Source organism: Actinophytocola sp. (assembly GCF_036402745.1).
In the GTDB taxonomy this organism is placed as follows: Bacteria; Actinomycetota; Actinomycetes; order Mycobacteriales; family Pseudonocardiaceae; genus Actinophytocola.
In genome coordinates, this window is record NZ_DASWSJ010000323.1 from 1 (window position 1) to 17347 (window position 17347).

Here is a 17347-nt window from a genome sequence, read left to right on the forward strand (position 1 = left end):
CGCGAACCGCAGCGGTTCCGGTACGCCGTCGTCCGCGAGCTCGCCGAACGGCGCGAACCCCAGCCCGTCCCGGTAGAACGCGTGCGAAACCGGTCGGTCGGCGATGGGCAGCGCGACGATCATGGGTGCCATGGAAGCTCCTCGTCCTGAGATGGTTCGCCCCACCGACGAACGGCCCGGTCGCGCCTCGACAGGCGAGCCGGGTGTATTTCTTGCCGCCCTCCGGGCTCTGCCCCGGTAGAGGTGACTGGAATGACCACGAACATGTCCCGTTTGGTTCGTTACGGACTGCTGGCCGGCGTCGTGACCGTAACGCTCGCCGCCTGCGACACGCAGGGCAGCGGCCGTCCGGCCGCGGGCGCCGAAACCACCGAGGCCAGCAGCAGCCCGCAAACCGAAGGCACCGGCCCGGAACGGCCGCGGCCGTCCGATGACGGGACATCCGTCTCCTTCCCGGACCTGCCCGCCGGCAAGGACAGCTACGACTCCTCGGAGGTGCGCCAGTGCGTGACCGTCGCATGGCTGGGGCGCATGGATGTACCCGACGGAGTTTCCGTCCAGGTGAAGTCGGTCCGGATCACGCCGCCAGGCGTCTTCGACATCAACGGCTCGAGCTGCCACGGAGTCCAGGGCTGCGCCGGCTCGTTCGCCTTCACGGCCGCGGGCGAGTCGTGCTCGGTCTCCATCACGGCGACCGCGTCAAACGAGAAAGGCGCAAATCTGTGGCTGGCGGGACATTGTGTGTCCAGCGACCCACGACAATGCGACGAGCTTCTCGCCGATGGCGGGTCATCGATTTCTCTGCGGCAGCCGTCCGGACCGCCGACGGCTGACGGCCCGCCGACGAGCGACGGCCCGCCGTCGGCGGAACAGCCGCCGCCGTCGGAGCAGAGCCCGCCCCCGTCCACGGGCTGAGTGCGATGAGCGACGACGCGGTGGGCCGGCTCGAACGCTGGATCCGGTCCAGCGCGACCATCGTCGCGCCGGCGACGGCGCTCAGCGCGCTGCTGTTCTACTTCGGCTACGTCTCGTCCCGCTCGCGGTACGCGTACTTCGGCATCGACGTCGACACGGTCGGCCTCGGCACGCAGGACTACATCATGCGCAGCCCCCAACCGCTTCTCGTGCCCATGCTCGTGCTCACCCTGGCCGGCATCGGCATCCTGGCGCTCCTCGCGCAGACGCGGCGGTGGGTGACCGCGGCGGGCCCCGGCGCGGCCGAGGATCCGGCGGTGACCAGGCGCGTCCGGCGGCTCGCGCGCGGCTGCCTGACCGCCGGGACGGTCGTCCTCGGCGCGGGGGTGGTGCTGCTCCTGGTCTACGTGCGGTTCCGCGACTGGGCCTTCTACCCGCTCGTGACACCCCTGCTGACCGGCGCGGGCGCCGCGCTCATCGCGTACGGGTCCCAGATCCGGGACCTGCTGCGCCGTCGACCGGAACGGACGTCGACCGAGGACCCCACCCTGCTGCTGCGCCGGTCGGCCCGCGCGTTGGTCCTGGTGGTCATCGTCGTCAGCGTCTTCTGGACGACCGCGACCGTCGCCCAATGGTCCGGCCGCGGCCTGGCCCAACAGCAGGCCCTCGAGCTCGACCGGCTGCCCAGCGTCATTCTCGACACCAAGGAACGCCTGTACCTGCGAAGTCCCGGCATCGACGAGAAGGCGCTGGAACAGTCGGAAGGGCAGACCTTCCACTACCGCTACCGCAACCTGCGGCTGCTCATCCACGCCAACGACCTCATGTTCCTCGTCCCCAACACGTGGTCGGCGAGCAACTCGACGCTGGTGGTGCGAATGAACGACTCGGTGCGGGTCCAGTTCCAGTTCCAGAACCAACGCCCGGAATGAGGAGCACGGTCGAGCCTCACACCGTGACGACGATCTTTCCGTGCGCCCGGCCCTCGACCATGTGCCGGACGGCCGCGGGCGCCTCGCTCAGCGGGTAGGTCCGGTCGATGGCCGGGGTGACCTTGCCGGACTCGATGAGCTCGGTGAGCGCGACGAGGTCCTGGGCATTCTCCGAGTTGGCGAGGGCGACCAGTGTCTGGCCGACGAACCTCGACAGCAGCGGCGCGCGGAGGGAGCGGTCGAAGCCGCCGAGCCAGCGACCGCCGGTCTCCGAGCCGACGATGACCAGCGTGCCGTGGGGGGTGAGGGCGCGCCGGAGGTGGGTCAGCGAGCGGTGGCCGCCGATGTCGAGGATGACGTCGTAGTGCCGGTCGCCGGTGGTGATGTCGTCGCGGGTGTAGTCGATGACGTGGTCCGCGCCGAGGGATCGGACCAGGTCCACCTTCGCCGTGCTGCACACGCCGGTGACCTCCGCGCCGAAGGCCTTGGCGATCTGCACGGCGAACGTGCCGACGCCGCCGGACGCGCCGATGATCAGCACCTGCTGCCCGGGTCGCACCCGTGCGCTGTCGCGGAGGCCCTGCAGGGCGGTGAGGGCCGAGACGGGCGCGGCGGCGGCCTGTTCGAAGGTGAGGTTCTTCGGCTTCGGGGCGATCTTGTCCTGCCGGACGGTGGTGTACTGGGCGAAGCTGCCCTCGCCGATGCCGTACACCTCGTCGCCCGGGGCCACGGTTGTCACGTCCTTGCCGACGGCCTCGACGCGCCCGGCGACCTCGCGGCCGCGGACGCGGTCCTTGGGTGCGCCGAACCCGTAGCCGGCCAGGCGGATCGGGTACGGCAGGCCCGCCATGACGTGCCACACGCCGCGGTCCACGCCGGCCGCGTGGACCCGCACGAGCACCTCGTCGTCGGCGATCGCCGGCCGGGCGATCTGCTCGAGCCGCAGGACGTCCTGGGCCTCGCCGTACTCGTCCTGGACGATCGCCCGCATCGTCGTCACGTCGGCCGCCGCGGGTGGTGCCTCGGCCGGCCGGTTGCGCTGCTCGGTACCCATCGCCCGCTCCTTACGTTGTAAGCTTATGATGTAAGCTCTACGCTTACGATGTAAGCTTGTCAAGTCCGACGGGGAGCTGAGGATGACCGACGCGGGTGCTGAGCGCCGAGGCCGACTGAGCCGGGACCTGGTGCTGCGAACCGCCATCGCCCTCGCCGACACGGGTGGCATCGAGTCGCTCACCATGCGCAAGCTCGGCGTGGAGCTCGGCGTCGAGGCGATGTCGCTGTACCGGCACGTGGCCAACAAGAGCGACCTGCTCGACGGCATGATCGACAGCGTCTTCGACGAGATCGACCTGCCCACCGGCACCGGCTGGCGCACGACCATGCGCCGCCGGGCGGTCTCGACCCGCGAGGTCCTTGCGCGACACCGGTGGGCGATCGGGCTGATGGAGTCGCGGAGCACGCCCGGTCCCGCGAACCTGCGCCATCACGACGCCGTGCTCGGCACGCTGCGGGCGGCGGGCTTCTCGGTCGTGCAGGCCGCCCACGCGTACTCCGTGCTGGACAGCTACATCTACGGGTTCGCGATGCAGGAGCCGAGCCTGCCGTTCGAGACCGCGGGCGAGACGAAGGACGTCACGCAGGCGATCATGGCCCGGTTCGCCACCGGCGAGTACCCGCACCTCACCGAGATCGCCGTCGAGCACGTCATGCGACCCGACTACGACTACGGCAACGAGTTCGAGTACGGCCTCGACCTCATCCTCGACGGCCTCCAGAGAGCGCGCCGGGCGACCTGACTACCTCAGGTGCTCGGGTCCGGTAGGGCGCGGGCGATTCCGGCGTCGGTGATCGGCCCCGTGCTCGACCCGTGGACCGGCCGGCGCCCGTTTGTGTTCCGCGAGCCTGGGTAAGCACCCGCGATCGTACCGACGAACGCATTGAGGGAGAAGGACAATGGCCAGAACCAACACGGTCGCCGCGCACCCGGCGCGACTCGCGGCCACCGTTGTGGCGGTGGTGTTTCTGCTCGTCGGGATACTCGGGTTCGTTCCCGGGGTGACCACGAACTACGGCGGCATGACGTTCGCCGGGCACGAGTCGACGGCGATGTTGCTCGGCGTGTTCCACGTGTCGATCCTGCACAACATCGTGCATCTGCTGTTCGGCATCGTCGGGCTGTCGATGGCCCGCAGGGTGTCCGGCGCGACGTCGTTCCTCATCGGTGGCGGCATCGTCTACCTGGTGCTGTGGATCTACGGGCTCGTCATCGACCAGAGCAGCGCCGCCAACTTCGTTCCCGTGAACAACGCGGACAACTGGCTGCACCTGGTGCTGGGGGTCGTCATGGTCGGTCTCGGGGTGGCGCTGCGCCGCGCACCGGGCCCCGGCCGGGCCGCGGGAACCGTTTCCTAGCTCGGTAGTCAGGGCGCGGCGGGTCGGCGCTCGCGTTGGAGCTTGCGCCACCCGCCGGCCCGGTTGTTCGCGATGATCTGCCGGAACATCGCGGTGAGCGCGGGCGCGTTGACGGGCTCGCCCTGCCGGAAGGACACCGTCCGCGCGGTCTTGTTGTCGTGGCCGGCGGTGATGATGCCCTCCGGGTCAGCGACCATGGCGCCGTCGTACACGAAGACGTTCACGTGGTTCTTCGCCGCCAGCAGCGCGCATACGTTGCCCTGCAGCACGAAGTAGGGCTGGACGGTGCGCTTGATGGTCTCGACGACCTCGGGATCCGCCGCGTGGACCAGGTCCCGCACCTGGCGGCAGATGTCCTGCTGCCACTCGGGCAGCCGGTTGATGTAGTCGTCAACCCGCGCGTCGGCCTCGTAGCTCATGCCGGCCATTGTGCAGGAGCTTGCTCGGCCCGCGTTCGGTCTCCGGGGCGGGGGAGTGCCCGACCACGACCCGGGCGAACCGGCGATCGCGGTGGCGGGCGGGCCGTCACCGCGGTGTCGGGTCGTCGAGCTCGTCGGGGGTCAGGTCGGTGCGGAGGCGGTGGATGCGGGGGCGGAGCCGGGCGTTGAAGCTCACGACCGTGGCTTCGGCCTCCACCTCGACGACGAGGGTGGGGTGGACGGGCTGGTACTCGGTGCCGTCGCTGCCGAGGACGCCGGGGAGCCGGCGGCGTGCTTCGCCGGTGGGTTCGAGCAGGGGTGCGGTGGCGTTGCGGAGTGCGGGTGGCAGGGGCAGGGACAGGCCGATGTGCTGGAGGACGCCGTCCTGGTCGGGGCGGGCGAGGACGAGGGCCTCGGGGCGGGCGAGGGCGCCGGCGACGCCGGTGACGACCGCGTCGACGACGATCTTCTGGCGGACCTTGCGCCAGTCGCCGGTGCGGCCGGCGCGGTAGGGCTTGGTGGTGTCCTTGGCGACGAGTCCTTCGATGCCGACGGTGGCAGCCTCGGGCCGCATCCACTGCATGGCCTCGGTGCGGTCGGTGGTGGCGGGGACCAGTTGCAGGGGTGGCCGCGCGCCGGCGAAGCGTTGCTCGAGGCGGGTGCGGCGGGTGCGGTAGGGCTCGCCGCGGAGGTCCTCGTGGCCGTCGCCGTCGGTGTCGGTGTCGGCGAGCAGGTCGAAGGCGATGAAGTAGATGGCGATGCCGGCGTCGGCGCGCTGCTTTGGCATGGAGGTGAGCGCGCCGAAGTCGAGGCGGCCCTCGCGCAGGGCGACCAGCTCGCCGTCGACGACCAGGTCGCCGAGCCCGCGGGCGGCGGCGGCGATCTCGGGGAACCGCTTCGCGAGGTTGTTGTCCCGGCGGGACTGGACCACGCCGGTCGCGGTGAACAGGGCCGCGCGCCAGCCGTCGAACTTGGGCTCGTAGACCCAGCGGGGGTCGGGCCCGGGGACCTCGCGCTCGTCCCGCGCCAACGCCATCGCGACCGGCGGTCGTAGCACGCTCCCCACCCTACCCAGATCACCGCAGACCAGACCTCGTCCGCAGTGGACGGACCGGCCGGCCGCGGTCAGCTGATCCAGTGGTAACGCCGCTCGGGCCGCCCGGTGGCGTGGTAGCGCAACGTGACCTCCGCCCGGCCGGTCTCGCGCAGGTGCTCCAGGTACAGCCGGGCGGTCACCCGGGACAGGCCCACCCGGCCCGCGCACTCCGCCGCCGAGAGGGTGCCGGTCGCCGCGCGCAGGGCGCGGCCGACCAGCTCGGCGGTGTGGACGCTGAGACCCTTGGGCAGGACCACGGTGGTCGCGCGGGACACGGTCTGGGTGAGCATCCGGTCCACATCGGCCTGGGTGTCGACGGTGCTGGCGTCGAGGCTGGCGCGCTGGCTGGCGTAGCGCTGGAGCCGCTCGCGCAGGTCGTCGACGGTGAACGGCTTGAGCAGGTAGTTGACGACGCCCTGGCGGATGCAGGCGCGGATCGCCTGGCTGTCCTTGGCGGCGGAGATCACCAGCACGTCGCAGTCCTGGCCGGTGCTCCGGAGCCGGGTGACGACGTCGAGGCCGAACATGTCGGGCAGGTAGAGGTCGAGGAGCACCAGGTCCGGCTCGAGCTCGCGGATCGCGGCGACTGCCTCCTTCCCCGTGTGGGCGGCGCCGACGACGCGGAAACCTGGTGTCCGGCCGACGTATCCACAGTGGATTCGAGCGACGTTGAAGTCGTCGTCGACGACGAGGACGCCGATCATCTCGTGTGTCCTTTCGCGACAGTGACGGGGGACGGGTGGGTGGCCGGCCGGCCCACCGACATGCGGGCGACGAACAGGGCGCCGTCGGCGGTGTTGGTCACCGCGATCTCACCGCCCCGGCGCTTGCAGACGTGGCGGGTCAGCGCCAGGCCGATGCCGCGCTCACCGGCCTGCGCGGCCTTCGTGGTGAACCCGTGGGTGAACACCTCCTGCGCCAGCTCGGGTGCCACCCCGGGCCCGGAGTCCTGCACGACGATCTCCACAGTGGACGTGTCGTGGCGCAGCTCCACCTCCACCCACGCGTCGTGCGTGGCGTCGCCGGCCGCGGCCGCGTCCATGGCGTTGTCGACGAGGTTGCCCACCACGGTCGCCACATCGGCGGAGTCGTGCGCGTCGAGGCGTCCCAGCGACGTGCGCTCGGAGATCCGCAGCGTCACCCTGCGCTCGGCGGCCTGCGCGGACTTGGCCATCAGCAGGGCCGCGATCGCCGTGTCCTGGATCCGTCGCGTCACGCTGAGGTCCAGCGACTGCCGGCGCTCGCTGACGGCGTCGACGTACCGCACCACCTCGTCGTGCTCGCCGATCTGGATCAGCCCGGAGATGGTGTGCAGCTGGTTGGCGAACTCGTGTGCCTGCGCCCGGAGGAGCTCGGTCGAGCTGCGGAACGACCCGAGCTCGCGTTCCCGCTCGGTCAGCTCGGTCCGGTCGCGCAGCGTGGTCACCGAACCGAGCCGCCGCCCGTCCTTGGTGACGTCCATCCGGTTCATGATGAGCACCCGGCCGCGGCGCAGGACGACCTGGTCCCGCGTGCCGCCAGGGCCGGCGGGCTCGCCGTCGGCGGCGAGGAGGACGTCGCGCAGCCGCCCCTCGATGCCGAGGTCGGTGAGGCTCCTGCCGACGCAGTGCGCCGGCAGGTCGAGCAACGTCCGGGCCACGTCGTTGACCAGGGTGACCCGCTGATGCGGATCGAGCGCGACCACGCCTTCGGCGATGCCGTAGAGCATCGCCTCGCGGTACTCGGCGAGACCCGCGATCTCGCGTGGCTCCATGCCGAAGGTCTGCCGCTTGATCCGGCGCGCGAGCAGCCACGAGCCGAGCAGGCCGATGAGGCTGGCGATGCCGAGGTAGATGCCCAAATAGGACGATGCGCCACGCAGGCGCTGCCAGATCGTCGGCGACGCCTCGCCGATCATGACCGTGCCGATGGTACGACCCACCTTCCCCTTGGCCGTGCCGAGCACCGGCACCTGGGCCGCGAGCTCGCGCGCGCCGTCGACGGCGAGCTCGCCCGACCAGCCGCGGCCACCCGGGACACCGGGGTCCCCGAACGGCATGCGCGCGCCGACCAGGATCGGGTTGGTGGAGCTGACGACGACGCCGCGCGCGTCGGCGATGGTCACCGACGTGACGCCGGACTGGGTCTGGGCGGTCTGCGCCACCGTGGCCAGGGAGTCACCAGGGATCGGCCGGCCCAGCTCCTCGCGTACGAGCGGGTTCGTGGCCAGCTGCTCGGCGAGGGCGACGACCCGGCGCCCCTCGACCCGGTTGAACGTCGCCGCGGACTGGGTGATCGACAGCGCCGCGACGGCCACGAGCACCAGGACGATGATCGCGACCTGCAATGCCAGCAGCTGTCCGGACAGCGAGCGGCGAGACGCCATAACCACTATGAACACAACCTTCGCTACTGGCGTTAACGATGACGCCCACGTCCTCAAGCGCCACCATCATCGCGCCGGACTCCCGCGAAACGAAAGAGAAACCGCGATGAAACTTGGCAAGGGTGCTTTGGGTGGCGTACTCGTCACCGTTGCGGTGTTGGCGGTCAGCGCGTGCGGCGCCACCGCCAAGGACAGCGGCACGGGCGGGGGCGGTGACAGCGGTCCGGCCGCCGGGCTGCGGGTCATGGTGCCGAACAGCCCGGGCAGTGGCTACGACACCACCGCCCGCACGGCGGCCAAGGTGATGGAGGACAACACGATCGCCACCGGTGTGGACGTGTTCAACCTCTCCGGCGCCGGTGGCACGGTCGGCCTGCAGCGCACCATCAACGAGAACGGCAACGGCAAGCTCGCCATGCTCATGGGGCTCGGGGTCGTCGGCGCGTCGTACACCGCCGACTCGAAGGGCAAGCTCACCGACACGACGCCGCTCGCGAAGATGATCGAGGAGCCCGGCGCGATCGTCGTGCCGAAGGACTCGCCGTACAAGACCATCGGCGACCTGGTCGCCGCGTGGAAGGCCGACCCCAGGAAGCTTGCCGTCGGTGGCGGCTCGTCACCCGGTGGGCCCGACCACCTGCTGCCCATGCAGCTCGCGAAGACCGTCGGCATCGACCCCAAGCAGGTCAACTACGTGTCCTACGACGGCGGCGGGGAGCTGCTGCCCGCCATCCTCGGCGGCAAGGTCGCCTTCGGCGCCAGCGGGTTCGGCGAGTTCCTCGACCAGGTCGAGGCCGGTCAGGTCCGGGTGCTCGCGGTGACGAGCGCGAAGCGCATGGACGTGCTGGGCGATGTGCCGACGCTGAAGGAGTCCGACATCGACCTGGTCTTCACCAACTGGCGCGGGATCGTCGCGCCGCCCGGGATCTCCGACGCCGACAAGCAGGTCTGGGTCGACGTGCTCACGAAGATGCACGACACGAAGGACTGGAAGGACCAGCTCACCAAGCACGGCTGGAGCGACGCCTTCGTGACCGGCGGCGACTTCGCCGCGTTCCTCAAGGACCAGGACCAGGCCGTCGCCGACATCCTTGCGCAGCTCGGGTTGGCATGAGCGACCGGACCACCCTGGACGACCGGCGGAGCGGGGACCGCGCACAGTACGGCGTGTGCGCGTTCCTCGCCCTGCTGGGCGGCGCCGTCATCCTCGACGCCACCCGCATCGGGCACGCCACGAGCAGCAACGACCCGATCGGGCCGCGTCCGGTGCCGATCATCCTCGGGGCGCTGCTGCTCGTGGTGGCCGTGGTGTACGCCGTGGACGTGTACCGCGGCGGCACCGGCCAGCCGGAGGAGGGCGAGGACGTCGACCTGACGGCCGCCGTCAGCTGGCGCACCGTCGGCCTCCTGGTCGCCGTGTTCGTGGCCAACGCGCTGCTCATCGAGTGGCTCGGCTGGGTGATCAGCGGGTCGCTGCTGTTCTGGGGTTCGGCGCTGGCCCTGGGCAGCCGGCGGGTCGTGCTCAGCCTCGCGATCGCGATCGCGTTGTCGCTGGTCACCTTCTACGCGTTCGCCATCGGGCTGGGTGTGAACCTGCCGGCCGGAGTTCTGCAAGGGATCCTGTAGATGGACAACCTGACCAACCTGCTGGCCGGGTTCGGGCACGTCATCACCCCGGCCAACCTGCTCATCGCGCTGATCGGCGTGACGGTGGGTACCGCCGTCGGTGTCCTGCCCGGCATCGGGCCGGCGATGACCGTCGCCCTGCTCCTGCCGATCACCTACGGCATGGACCCGACGCAGGCGTTCATCATGTTCGCCGGCATCTTCTACGGCGGCATGTACGGCGGCTCGACGACGTCGATCCTGCTGAACACGCCGGGGGAGTCCTCGTCGGTGATCACCGCGATCGAGGGCAACAAGATGGCCAAGGCCGGCCGGGCCGCGCAGGCCCTGGCCACGGCGGCCATCGGCTCCTTCGTCGCCGGCACCATCGGCACCCTGCTGCTCGTGCTGGTCACCCCCATCGTGGTCACCTTCGCGATCAGCCTCGGCGCGCCCGACTACCTGGCGATGATCGTGCTGGCGTTCATCGCGGTCACCGCGGTGCTCGGCGCGTCGCGGGTCCGGGGCTTCGCCGCCCTGTTGCTGGGCCTGGTGATCGGCGTGATCGGCATCGACAAGGTGACCGGGCAGCAGCGGCTGACCCTCGGCATGCCGCTGCTCGCCGACGGCATCGACGTCGTGGTGGTCGCGGTCGGCATCTTCGCCGTCGGCGAGGCGCTGTGGGTGGCCGCGCACCTGCGCCACACCTCCGGCCAGGTCATCCCGGTCGGCCAGCCGTGGCTGGGAAAGCAGGACTGGAAGCGGTCGTGGAAACCGTGGCTGCGCGGCACGGCGCTCGGCTTCCCGTTCGGTGCCATCCCCGCGGGTGGTGCGGAGATCCCGACGTTCCTGTCCTACGCCGCGGAGCGGAAGCTCACCAAGCACCCCGAGGAGTTCGGCAAGGGTGCCATCGAAGGCGTCGCGGGCCCGGAGGCGGCGAACAACGCCTCCGCGGCGGGAACGCTGGTGCCGATGCTGGCGATCGGGCTGCCGACCAACGCCACCGCGGCGGTCATGCTGGCCGCGTTCCAGTCCTACGGCATCCAGCCCGGTCCGCTGCTGTTCACCCGCGAGTCCACATTGGTCTGGACGCTGATCGCCAGCCTGTTCGTGGGCAACCTGCTCCTGCTGGTGCTCAACCTGCCCCTCGCTCCCGCCTGGGCGAAGCTGCTCCAGATCCCGCGTCCCTACCTCTACGCGGGCATCCTGTTCTTCGCCTCCATGGGGGCGTACGCGGTCAACGCCCAGCCGTTCGACCTGTTCCTCCTGCTGATCCTCGGCCTCATCGGCTTCGGCATGCGCCGGTTCGGCCTGCCCGTGCTGCCGCTGATCGTCGGGGTGATCCTCGGCCCCATCGCCGAACGGCAGGGGCGCATGGCACTCCAGCTGTCCGGTGGCGACCTGTCGGGCCTCATCGGCGGCCCGGTGTCCTACGTCATCTACGCGACGATCGCGGTGATCCTGCTGTGGCCCCTGGTTCGGCGGGTGCTGCCGCGGCGACCCGCGGAACCACCGGCAGCGGCGGAGGAAACGACGGATACCGTCCACCACTGAGTAGGGTGACGGCGCGGCGTGGTCGGAGAACTCGTGGACCCACCACAGGTTCTCGTCCTCCAGCCGCACGGCGGACAGGCCGGTGAAGGGGTGGCCCGCGCACGTCGCAGGTGATCGTGTCGTTGGTGGTCGCGAACTCCACGCACCCGCTCGATGTCCCCGGACGAACCTGGGTCAGGCGGGCTCGGCGGTGTCGAACACCAGGCTGTACTCCTCGACCGCGCGGATCGAGCTGTCGGTCGCCGCGACCGCGTCGGCGCGGATGGCCGCGGCGGCGCCGCGGCTGGCGGCCAGCGCGGCCGCGTCCTGCCACCGGGTCTCGCCGATCGAGTGCCCGGTGCTCCGGTCGATGAACAGCAGCTCGGCGACGAACCCCGGTGTCTCGGTGAGCCAGGGCAGCGTGGTGTCCACGTAGGCCGCCACGACCTCGTCGATCCGCGTCGCGTCGGTGTCCATCCGGGTCAGCCGCACGCCGGCGCCGGGCTGCGGGCGCCTGACCCGGGTGAAGCTCGCGACCACGAACCGCTCGACCGAGACCGTCCCGCCGCTGAGCCGGGCCGCCTCCTCGCGGGCCGGCGCCACGGACCGCTCGTGCTCGCGCATCGCGTGGTGGGACACCCAGAACGACTCGACCACCGCGATCCCGAGCTCGGTGTTCGCGCAGACGGACATTCCCTGGCTGCCGGGAAGGTCCGCCAGCATCGGACGCGCCTTGTCCTGCAGGTAGCGGATCGCGTCGTCGAGCCGCTCCGGGTCTGCCGTCAGCAGGATGACTTGGACGTGCTGCACCGTTCCTCCTCGGGTGAGGTCGATGCGGCGGTACCCCGATCGATCCCGGTTACACCACCACCGGCGACCGGGTTCGGCCGACGCCGGTGACCGTGCGCATGGTCGGCCCCGGACCGGGCATCCCCGGCCAGCGGAGAGGAGGACCGACGTGGACGCCAAGGAGCTCATCCGTACCGTGGCGCGCCGTTCGGGCCTGTCGCGCGCGGAAGCGGCGGACCTGACCAGGGCAACGCTCGCGACGTTGGCCGACCGGCTCAGCGCGGGGGAGGCCCGCCATCTCGCGCTGCGAGTACCCGAGCCGCTGGGCGAGTCCCTCGGCGCCCGGACCGGGTCCGCCCAGAAGTTCGGCCTCGACGAGTTCGTCCGGCGGGTCAGCGCGCACACCGGGCTGACCGTCCGGGAGGCGACCGACGGCGTCCGCGCCGTGCTCGCCACGCTGCGTGAGGCCCTCGGCGACGAGCAGTTCGACCACGTGATGGCCCAGCTGCCCGGCGAGGTCCGGGAACTGGCCGAGCTGGGCTGAGCTCAGCCCAGGACGTCCGCCGCACCCGACCGCCCCGCGCTTGCCCGGCGGGGAGCCCAGGCGCACGATGGGACCCCACACCCGTACAGGAGGACCCCGATGTCCAAGCGCACCAGCAAGCGAGCAACCCGGCGCAAGAAGGGCGCGAACCACGGCAAGCGCCCGAACGGCTCCTGACCGCGCCGCCTGACCGCGGCCTGGCCGCGGTCAGGCGACGGTCAGGCGAGGGTGGATCCTGAAGCGGAGGCGGCAGACCACGACGTCGGTGTGGTCACAAGGCGTGCCCGGAGCCGGTGGACCGGAGGACCCCGACCGCCGGGACCCGCTGGCTCGGGATCGCGACCGGGCGGGCGGCCCGGCGCGCGGCGGCCCGGCGGGCGATGCGCACGGCGAGGGCGATGGCGTAGGCGAGCAGGGCGACCGCGGCGAGGATCGCGGCATCCCGGACCGACTCGGCGGTGACGCTGAGGACGCCGCGGCGGCCGATGACGAAGCCCGTCTCCAGCGCCCAGCACAGGGCCGCCGTCGCGAGCGCGGCGCGCAGGGTGGCGACGGCCGCGATCGCGGCCGCGGTGGCGGCCAGGGCCACCAGTGTCCACTGTGGATGAGCGGTCCCGTGGGCGGCCACCGCCACGAGCGTTACGGTGATCGCGGCGGCGAACCCCAGCGGGTAGCCGGTCCAGCCGCGGATCGGTGGCTCGACGTCTCTGATCTCGTGCACAGGTCCAGTGCACCGCGCAGGGCGTCGGCGCGGTGGTTTCTTGCCGCGGATCCAACGGCGTGCTCGGTAATGTTGACGCGGCCTTGACTCCAGCCATTACCCGGTCGAGTTGTCGTCTGCCACCGATGGGATCCGGTGCTCGACGTCAGCGGGCGCCGGCCAGCGACGCGGCGTCCGGCCAGACGAAGCGGAGCATGCTCGGGGAGCCGTTCAGCCGGTCTGGTAGGCCGCCGGGCGGTGACACCGGTGCCTTCTCGGCGTTGGTGCCGCCCAGCGCGCGGTAGAACCGCTGAGCGGCTGTGTTCTGCTCGAGGACCCACACATGAACGGACTTGCCGATCGCTCGATCGGCGACGGCCTGCGCGGCACGGACGAGCAACGCGCTGCCGAGACCGGTCCGGTGACGGTTGTGGACCACGTGCAGGTTGTCGACGAGGCTGCCCCAGGTGTCGTCGTCGTCGAAGATGACATGCACGAACCCCGTCAGCCCGGTGTCGTCGGCGGCGACGACCGTCATGCTGTTGGCCGGGGCGGCGAACCGCGACGACCAGGTCGTCCGGCGGTCGGCGACGACGTCACCGTCCAGGAACGAGTCGGCGTAGGCGCCCCGGTAGTACCGCCGCCAACTGTCCGCGTGCAACAGCGCCACGTCCTCGGCGTCGTCAGGAACCGCTGCGCGAAACCGCACCGACGTCACCCGTCCTCCCCAGCCCAGCCCCAGCCCGAGTGCCACGGCTCCGCGGCCCGGAATGTCAGCTGCACGCTATGCAGGATCGCGCCCACCTTCCATTGAATTCCCGATCTCGTCCGAGCCGGCGCCTCATCGCGGTGGCGGGCGACCTCCAGTGGCGCCGCTCACGGGAGCGTTCGGATTCCGTAAATGCGCGCCTCGACGGTGTCAAGGTCCCGTCAGGCCGCCCCACCGGCCCTGTCGTACGGGCCAGACTCGCGTCGTCCGGTCGCCATCGAGGCGACCCACGTGGAGGGGGCATGGGCAGATGGCTGATCTGGCCTACGCCGCGCTGCTTGTCGCCGGCTTCCTGGTTCTCGCACTGACGTTGCGCGGATTGGAGAAGCTGTGAGTGGCGTTGGCGTCCTGGCAAACGTCGTCGGCGGCGTGCTCGCGCTGCTGCTGATCATCTACCTGTTCGTCGCGCTGATCCGGCCGGAGAAGTTCTGATGTCGTCCACTGTGGCCGGTCTCCTGCAGGTCGGCATCCTCGTCGTGGCGCTCGCCGCCGTGTACAAGCCGTTGGGCGACTACATGGCGCGGGTGTTCACCGACAAGAAGCACCTCGCGGTCGAGCGGGTGATCTACAAAACGGTGCGGGTGAACCCGGACGCCGAGCAGCGCTGGCCCGTCTACGCCGCCGGCGTGATCGGCTTCTCGCTCGTGTCCGTGGTCCTGCTCTACCTGATCCAGCGGCTGCAACCGTTGCTGCCGTTCAACTTCGGCCGCGGCGCGGTCGATCCGGGTATCGCGTTCAACACCGCGATCAGCTTCGTCACCAACACGAACTGGCAGTCCTACGTGCCCGAGGTCGTGATGGGGCACACCGTGCAGATGCTCGGGCTGACCGTGCAGAACTTCGTCTCCGCCGGGGTCGGCCTGGCGGTCGCGATCGCGCTGGTCCGCGGGTTCACCCGGTCGGCGACGGACCGGCTGGGCAACTTCTGGGTCGACCTGACCCGCGGTGTGGTGCGGATCCTGCTGCCGATGTCGTTCGTGTTCGCGATCGTGCTGATCGCGTTGGGTGTGGTGCAGAGCCTGCACTCCGGGGTGGCGGTGACCAACCCGGACGGCTCGCACAGCACGATCGCGCTGGCGCCGGGCGCCTCGCAGGAGTCGATCAAGGAGCTCGGCAACAACGGCGGCGGCATCTTCAACGCCAACTCCGCGCACCCGTTCGAGAACCCCAACAGCTGGACCAACCTCATCGAGATCTTCCTGCTGCTGGTGATCCCGGTGAGCCTGACCCGGACGTTCGGCACGCTGGTCGGCAACCGCAAGCAGGGCTACGCGCTGCTGTCGGTGATGGCGTTCCTGTGGGGCGCGATGCTGACGGTGATCTGGTGGGCCGAGGCGCACCCGAACGGCCCCGCCGCGCTGCTCGCCGGCTCGGGCATGGAGGGCAAGGAGGTCCGCTTCGGCATCGCCGGCTCCTCGTTGTTCGCCGACAGCACCACCGGCACGTCGACCGGGGCCGTCAACGCGATGCACGACAGCTTCAGCGGGCTCGGGGGCGGCGGCACGATCCTGAACATGCTGTTCGGCGAGATGACGCCGGGCGGCACCGGAACCGGGCTGTACAGCATCCTCGTGATGGCGATCATCGCGGTGTTCCTCGCCGGGCTGATGGTCGGCCGCACGCCGGAGTACCTCGGCAAGAAGCTCGGCCGCCGCGAGGTGACCGCCTCGGCCATCTCGATCCTGGCCATGCCGACCGTGCTGTTGCTCGGCGCCGGCGCGGCGATCCTGTTGCCCGGCACGCCCGGATATATGGCGAACTCCGGCATCCACGGGTGGTCCGAGGTGTTCTACGCCTACACGTCGGCGTCGAACAACAACGGCAGCGCGTTCGCCGGGATCACCGTCACCAGCCCGTGGTTCCAGTCCACCTTGGCCATCTGCATGCTGCTCGGCCGGTTCGTCCCGATCCTGGCCGTGCTCTGCCTGGCCGGATCCCTTGCCGCGCAGAAGAAGGTGCCGGCGACCGCCGGCACGCTACCGACCCAGGGACCGCTGTTCGCGTCGCTGCTGACCGGCACCGTCGTCCTCGTCGCCGCACTCACCTTCATCCCGGCACTAGCGCTCGGCCCGATCGCGGAGGCACTCGCGTGAGCACCACCACCACTGAGAAACCCCAGCGAGGTCCGCTGGACGCGCAGCAGCACCACGCCGAGAAGACCGGCCGGATCAGCGCGGGCGTGTTCAACCCGCGCCAGCTCCTGGTCTCGCTGCCCGACGCGCTGCGCAAGCTCAACCCCCGCCACCAGCTGAAGAACCCGGTCATGATGGTGGTGTGGGTCGGGTCGGTGCTGTCCACGGTGTTCGCGATCGGCGACCCCGGCGTGTTCACCATCGGCGTGGCCCTGTGGCTGTGGTTCACGGTCCTGTTCGCCAACCTCGCCGAGGCGGTCGCCGAGGGCCGGGGCAAGGCACAGGCCGAGACCCTGCGGCGCACCAAGAAGGAGACGATGGCCCGCCGCCTGCGGGCCGACGGCACCGAGGAGCAGGTGCCCGGCGCCGACCTGCGGATCGGTGACCGGGTCGTCATCGAGGCCGGGCAGATCATCCCGGGCGACGGCGACGTGGTCGAAGGCATCGCCACGGTCGACGAGTCGGCCATCACCGGCGAGTCGGCCCCGGTCATCCGCGAGTCCGGTGGCGACTTCTCCGCCGTCACCGGCGGCACCACCGTGCTGTCCGACCGGATCGTCGTGAAGATCTCCACCAAGCCCGGCGAGTCCTTCGTGGACCGGATGATCGCGCTCGTCGAGGGCGCGACGCGGCAGAAGACGCCGAACGAGATCGCGCTGACGATCCTGCTGTCCACGCTGACGATCATCTTCCTGCTCGCGGTCGTGTCCCTGCAGCCGGTCGCCCGCTACTCGGGCAGCCTGCAGTCGGTGATCGTGCTGACCGCGCTGCTGGTCTGCCTGATCCCGACGACCATCGGCGCGCTGCTGTCCGCCATCGGCATCGCCGGCATGGACCGCCTGGTGCAGCGCAACGTCCTCGCCACGTCGGGCCGCGCGGTGGAGGCCGCCGGCGACGTGTCCACGCTGCTGCTGGACAAGACCGGCACCATCACCTTCGGCAACCGGCAGGCCACCGAGCTGATCCCCACCGGATCGTCCACAGTGGAGCAGCTGGCGGCCGCGGCGCGGCTGTCCAGCCTCGCCGACAGCACCCCGGAAGGCCGCAGCATCGTCGACCTGGTCGCGAAGAACCACGGCCTGGCCGTCGAGCCCAGCGCGGCCGAGCGGGCCGGGGACTTCGTGGCGTTCACC

General features: G+C 70.8%; 20 protein-coding genes. 12 read left to right on the forward strand and 8 right to left on the reverse strand.

What is annotated here, in order from left to right; translation table 11 throughout:
- The first annotated feature begins 252 nt into the window (after positions 1–252).
- The gene (locus tag VGD70_RS30005) at positions 253–915 is read left to right on the forward strand and encodes a hypothetical protein (protein WP_331087269.1); all 663 of its coding nucleotides are present in this window, start codon (positions 253–255) and stop codon (positions 913–915) included.
- Positions 916–920: 5 nt separating this feature from the next.
- Complete coding sequence (locus tag VGD70_RS30010; protein WP_331087271.1) at positions 921–1847, forward strand: hypothetical protein; 927 nt, start codon at positions 921–923, stop codon at positions 1845–1847.
- A gap of 16 nt (positions 1848–1863) precedes the next feature.
- On the opposite strand, the gene VGD70_RS30015 is transcribed toward VGD70_RS30010, so the two are convergent.
- Positions 1864–2838: an NAD(P)-dependent alcohol dehydrogenase gene (locus VGD70_RS30015; protein ID WP_331087303.1), complete on the reverse strand. Its 975-nt coding sequence runs from the start codon at positions 2836–2838 to the stop codon at positions 1864–1866.
- Between the two features lie 145 nt (positions 2839–2983).
- Between VGD70_RS30015 and VGD70_RS30020 the strand changes: the two genes are divergently transcribed.
- Positions 2984–3646, forward strand: coding sequence for a TetR/AcrR family transcriptional regulator (locus VGD70_RS30020; protein ID WP_331087273.1), 663 nt, complete (start codon positions 2984–2986; stop codon positions 3644–3646).
- A gap of 157 nt (positions 3647–3803) precedes the next feature.
- On the forward strand, positions 3804–4262 hold the full coding sequence (locus VGD70_RS30025) for a DUF4383 domain-containing protein (RefSeq protein ID WP_331087275.1): 459 nt from the start codon (positions 3804–3806) through the stop codon (positions 4260–4262).
- A gap of 8 nt (positions 4263–4270) precedes the next feature.
- Here the strand turns inward: VGD70_RS30025 and VGD70_RS30030 are convergent, their stop codons facing one another.
- The 4 genes from VGD70_RS30030 to VGD70_RS30045 form a co-directional block, all read right to left on the reverse strand.
- Entirely contained in the window at positions 4271–4681 is a 411-nt protein-coding gene (locus VGD70_RS30030; protein WP_331087277.1) for a DUF1801 domain-containing protein, read from the reverse strand.
- A gap of 106 nt (positions 4682–4787) precedes the next feature.
- The gene (locus tag VGD70_RS30035) at positions 4788–5738 is read right to left on the reverse strand and encodes a hypothetical protein (protein ID WP_331087279.1); all 951 of its coding nucleotides are present in this window, start codon (positions 5736–5738) and stop codon (positions 4788–4790) included.
- Positions 5739–5806: 68 nt separating this feature from the next.
- A complete protein-coding gene (locus VGD70_RS30040) occupies positions 5807–6481 on the reverse strand; it encodes a response regulator (RefSeq protein WP_331087281.1) in 675 nt (224 codons plus the stop codon).
- Complete coding sequence (locus VGD70_RS30045) at positions 6478–8142, reverse strand: sensor histidine kinase (protein WP_331087283.1); 1665 nt, start codon at positions 8140–8142, stop codon at positions 6478–6480. The genes VGD70_RS30040 and VGD70_RS30045 overlap by 4 nt, the downstream gene beginning before the upstream one ends.
- 106 nt (positions 8143–8248) lie before the next feature.
- Here VGD70_RS30045 and VGD70_RS30050 point away from each other — a divergent pair, with 106 nt between their 5' ends.
- Genes VGD70_RS30050 through VGD70_RS30060 form a run of 3 tightly spaced genes read left to right on the forward strand, consistent with a single transcriptional unit; the run spans position 8249 to position 11301 of the window.
- A complete protein-coding gene (locus tag VGD70_RS30050) occupies positions 8249–9256 on the forward strand; it encodes a tripartite tricarboxylate transporter substrate binding protein (protein ID WP_331087285.1) in 1008 nt (335 codons plus the stop codon).
- Positions 9253–9768 carry a tripartite tricarboxylate transporter TctB family protein gene (locus VGD70_RS30055; protein WP_331087287.1) on the forward strand — a complete coding sequence of 172 codons (516 nt, stop codon included), beginning with the start codon at positions 9253–9255 and terminating at the stop codon, positions 9766–9768. Before VGD70_RS30050 ends, VGD70_RS30055 begins: the two co-directional genes overlap by 4 nt.
- On the forward strand, positions 9769–11301 hold the full coding sequence (locus VGD70_RS30060) for a tripartite tricarboxylate transporter permease (protein ID WP_331087289.1): 1533 nt from the start codon (positions 9769–9771) through the stop codon (positions 11299–11301). It begins immediately after the preceding gene.
- A 174-nt stretch (positions 11302–11475) separates the two neighbouring features.
- Here the strand turns inward: VGD70_RS30060 and VGD70_RS30065 are convergent, their stop codons facing one another.
- The gene (locus VGD70_RS30065; RefSeq protein ID WP_331087291.1) at positions 11476–12090 is read right to left on the reverse strand and encodes an antibiotic biosynthesis monooxygenase; all 615 of its coding nucleotides are present in this window, start codon (positions 12088–12090) and stop codon (positions 11476–11478) included.
- A 148-nt stretch (positions 12091–12238) separates the two neighbouring features.
- On the opposite strand from VGD70_RS30065, the gene VGD70_RS30070 reads away from it, so the two are divergent.
- A complete protein-coding gene (locus tag VGD70_RS30070) occupies positions 12239–12613 on the forward strand; it encodes a DUF2267 domain-containing protein (RefSeq protein WP_331087293.1) in 375 nt (124 codons plus the stop codon).
- Between the two features lie 99 nt (positions 12614–12712).
- Entirely contained in the window at positions 12713–12790 is a 78-nt protein-coding gene (locus tag VGD70_RS37010) for a 50S ribosomal protein bL37 (protein ID WP_414638095.1), read from the forward strand.
- A gap of 94 nt (positions 12791–12884) precedes the next feature.
- Here VGD70_RS37010 and VGD70_RS30075 read toward each other — a convergent pair whose 3' ends face one another.
- Both VGD70_RS30075 and VGD70_RS30080 read right to left on the reverse strand, forming a co-directional pair.
- A complete protein-coding gene (locus VGD70_RS30075) occupies positions 12885–13334 on the reverse strand; it encodes a hypothetical protein (RefSeq protein WP_331087295.1) in 450 nt (149 codons plus the stop codon).
- Between the two features lie 145 nt (positions 13335–13479).
- Positions 13480–14022 carry a GNAT family N-acetyltransferase gene (locus tag VGD70_RS30080; RefSeq protein ID WP_331087297.1) on the reverse strand — a complete coding sequence of 181 codons (543 nt, stop codon included), beginning with the start codon at positions 14020–14022 and terminating at the stop codon, positions 13480–13482.
- 390 nt (positions 14023–14412) lie between these two features.
- On the opposite strand from VGD70_RS30080, the gene kdpF reads away from it, so the two are divergent.
- The 3 genes from kdpF to VGD70_RS30095 all read left to right on the forward strand — a co-directional run.
- Positions 14413–14514: a K(+)-transporting ATPase subunit F gene (gene kdpF, locus VGD70_RS30085; protein ID WP_331087299.1), complete on the forward strand. Its 102-nt coding sequence runs from the start codon at positions 14413–14415 to the stop codon at positions 14512–14514.
- Positions 14514–16175 (forward strand): potassium-transporting ATPase subunit KdpA, encoded by a 1662-nt coding sequence (gene kdpA / locus VGD70_RS30090; protein ID WP_331087301.1) that lies wholly within the window; start codon positions 14514–14516, stop codon positions 16173–16175. The genes kdpF and kdpA overlap by 1 nt, the downstream gene beginning before the upstream one ends.
- A gap of 35 nt (positions 16176–16210) precedes the next feature.
- Positions 16211–17347 (forward strand): HAD-IC family P-type ATPase (locus VGD70_RS30095; RefSeq protein WP_331087305.1); only part of this gene is annotated, 1137 nt, incomplete at its 3' end.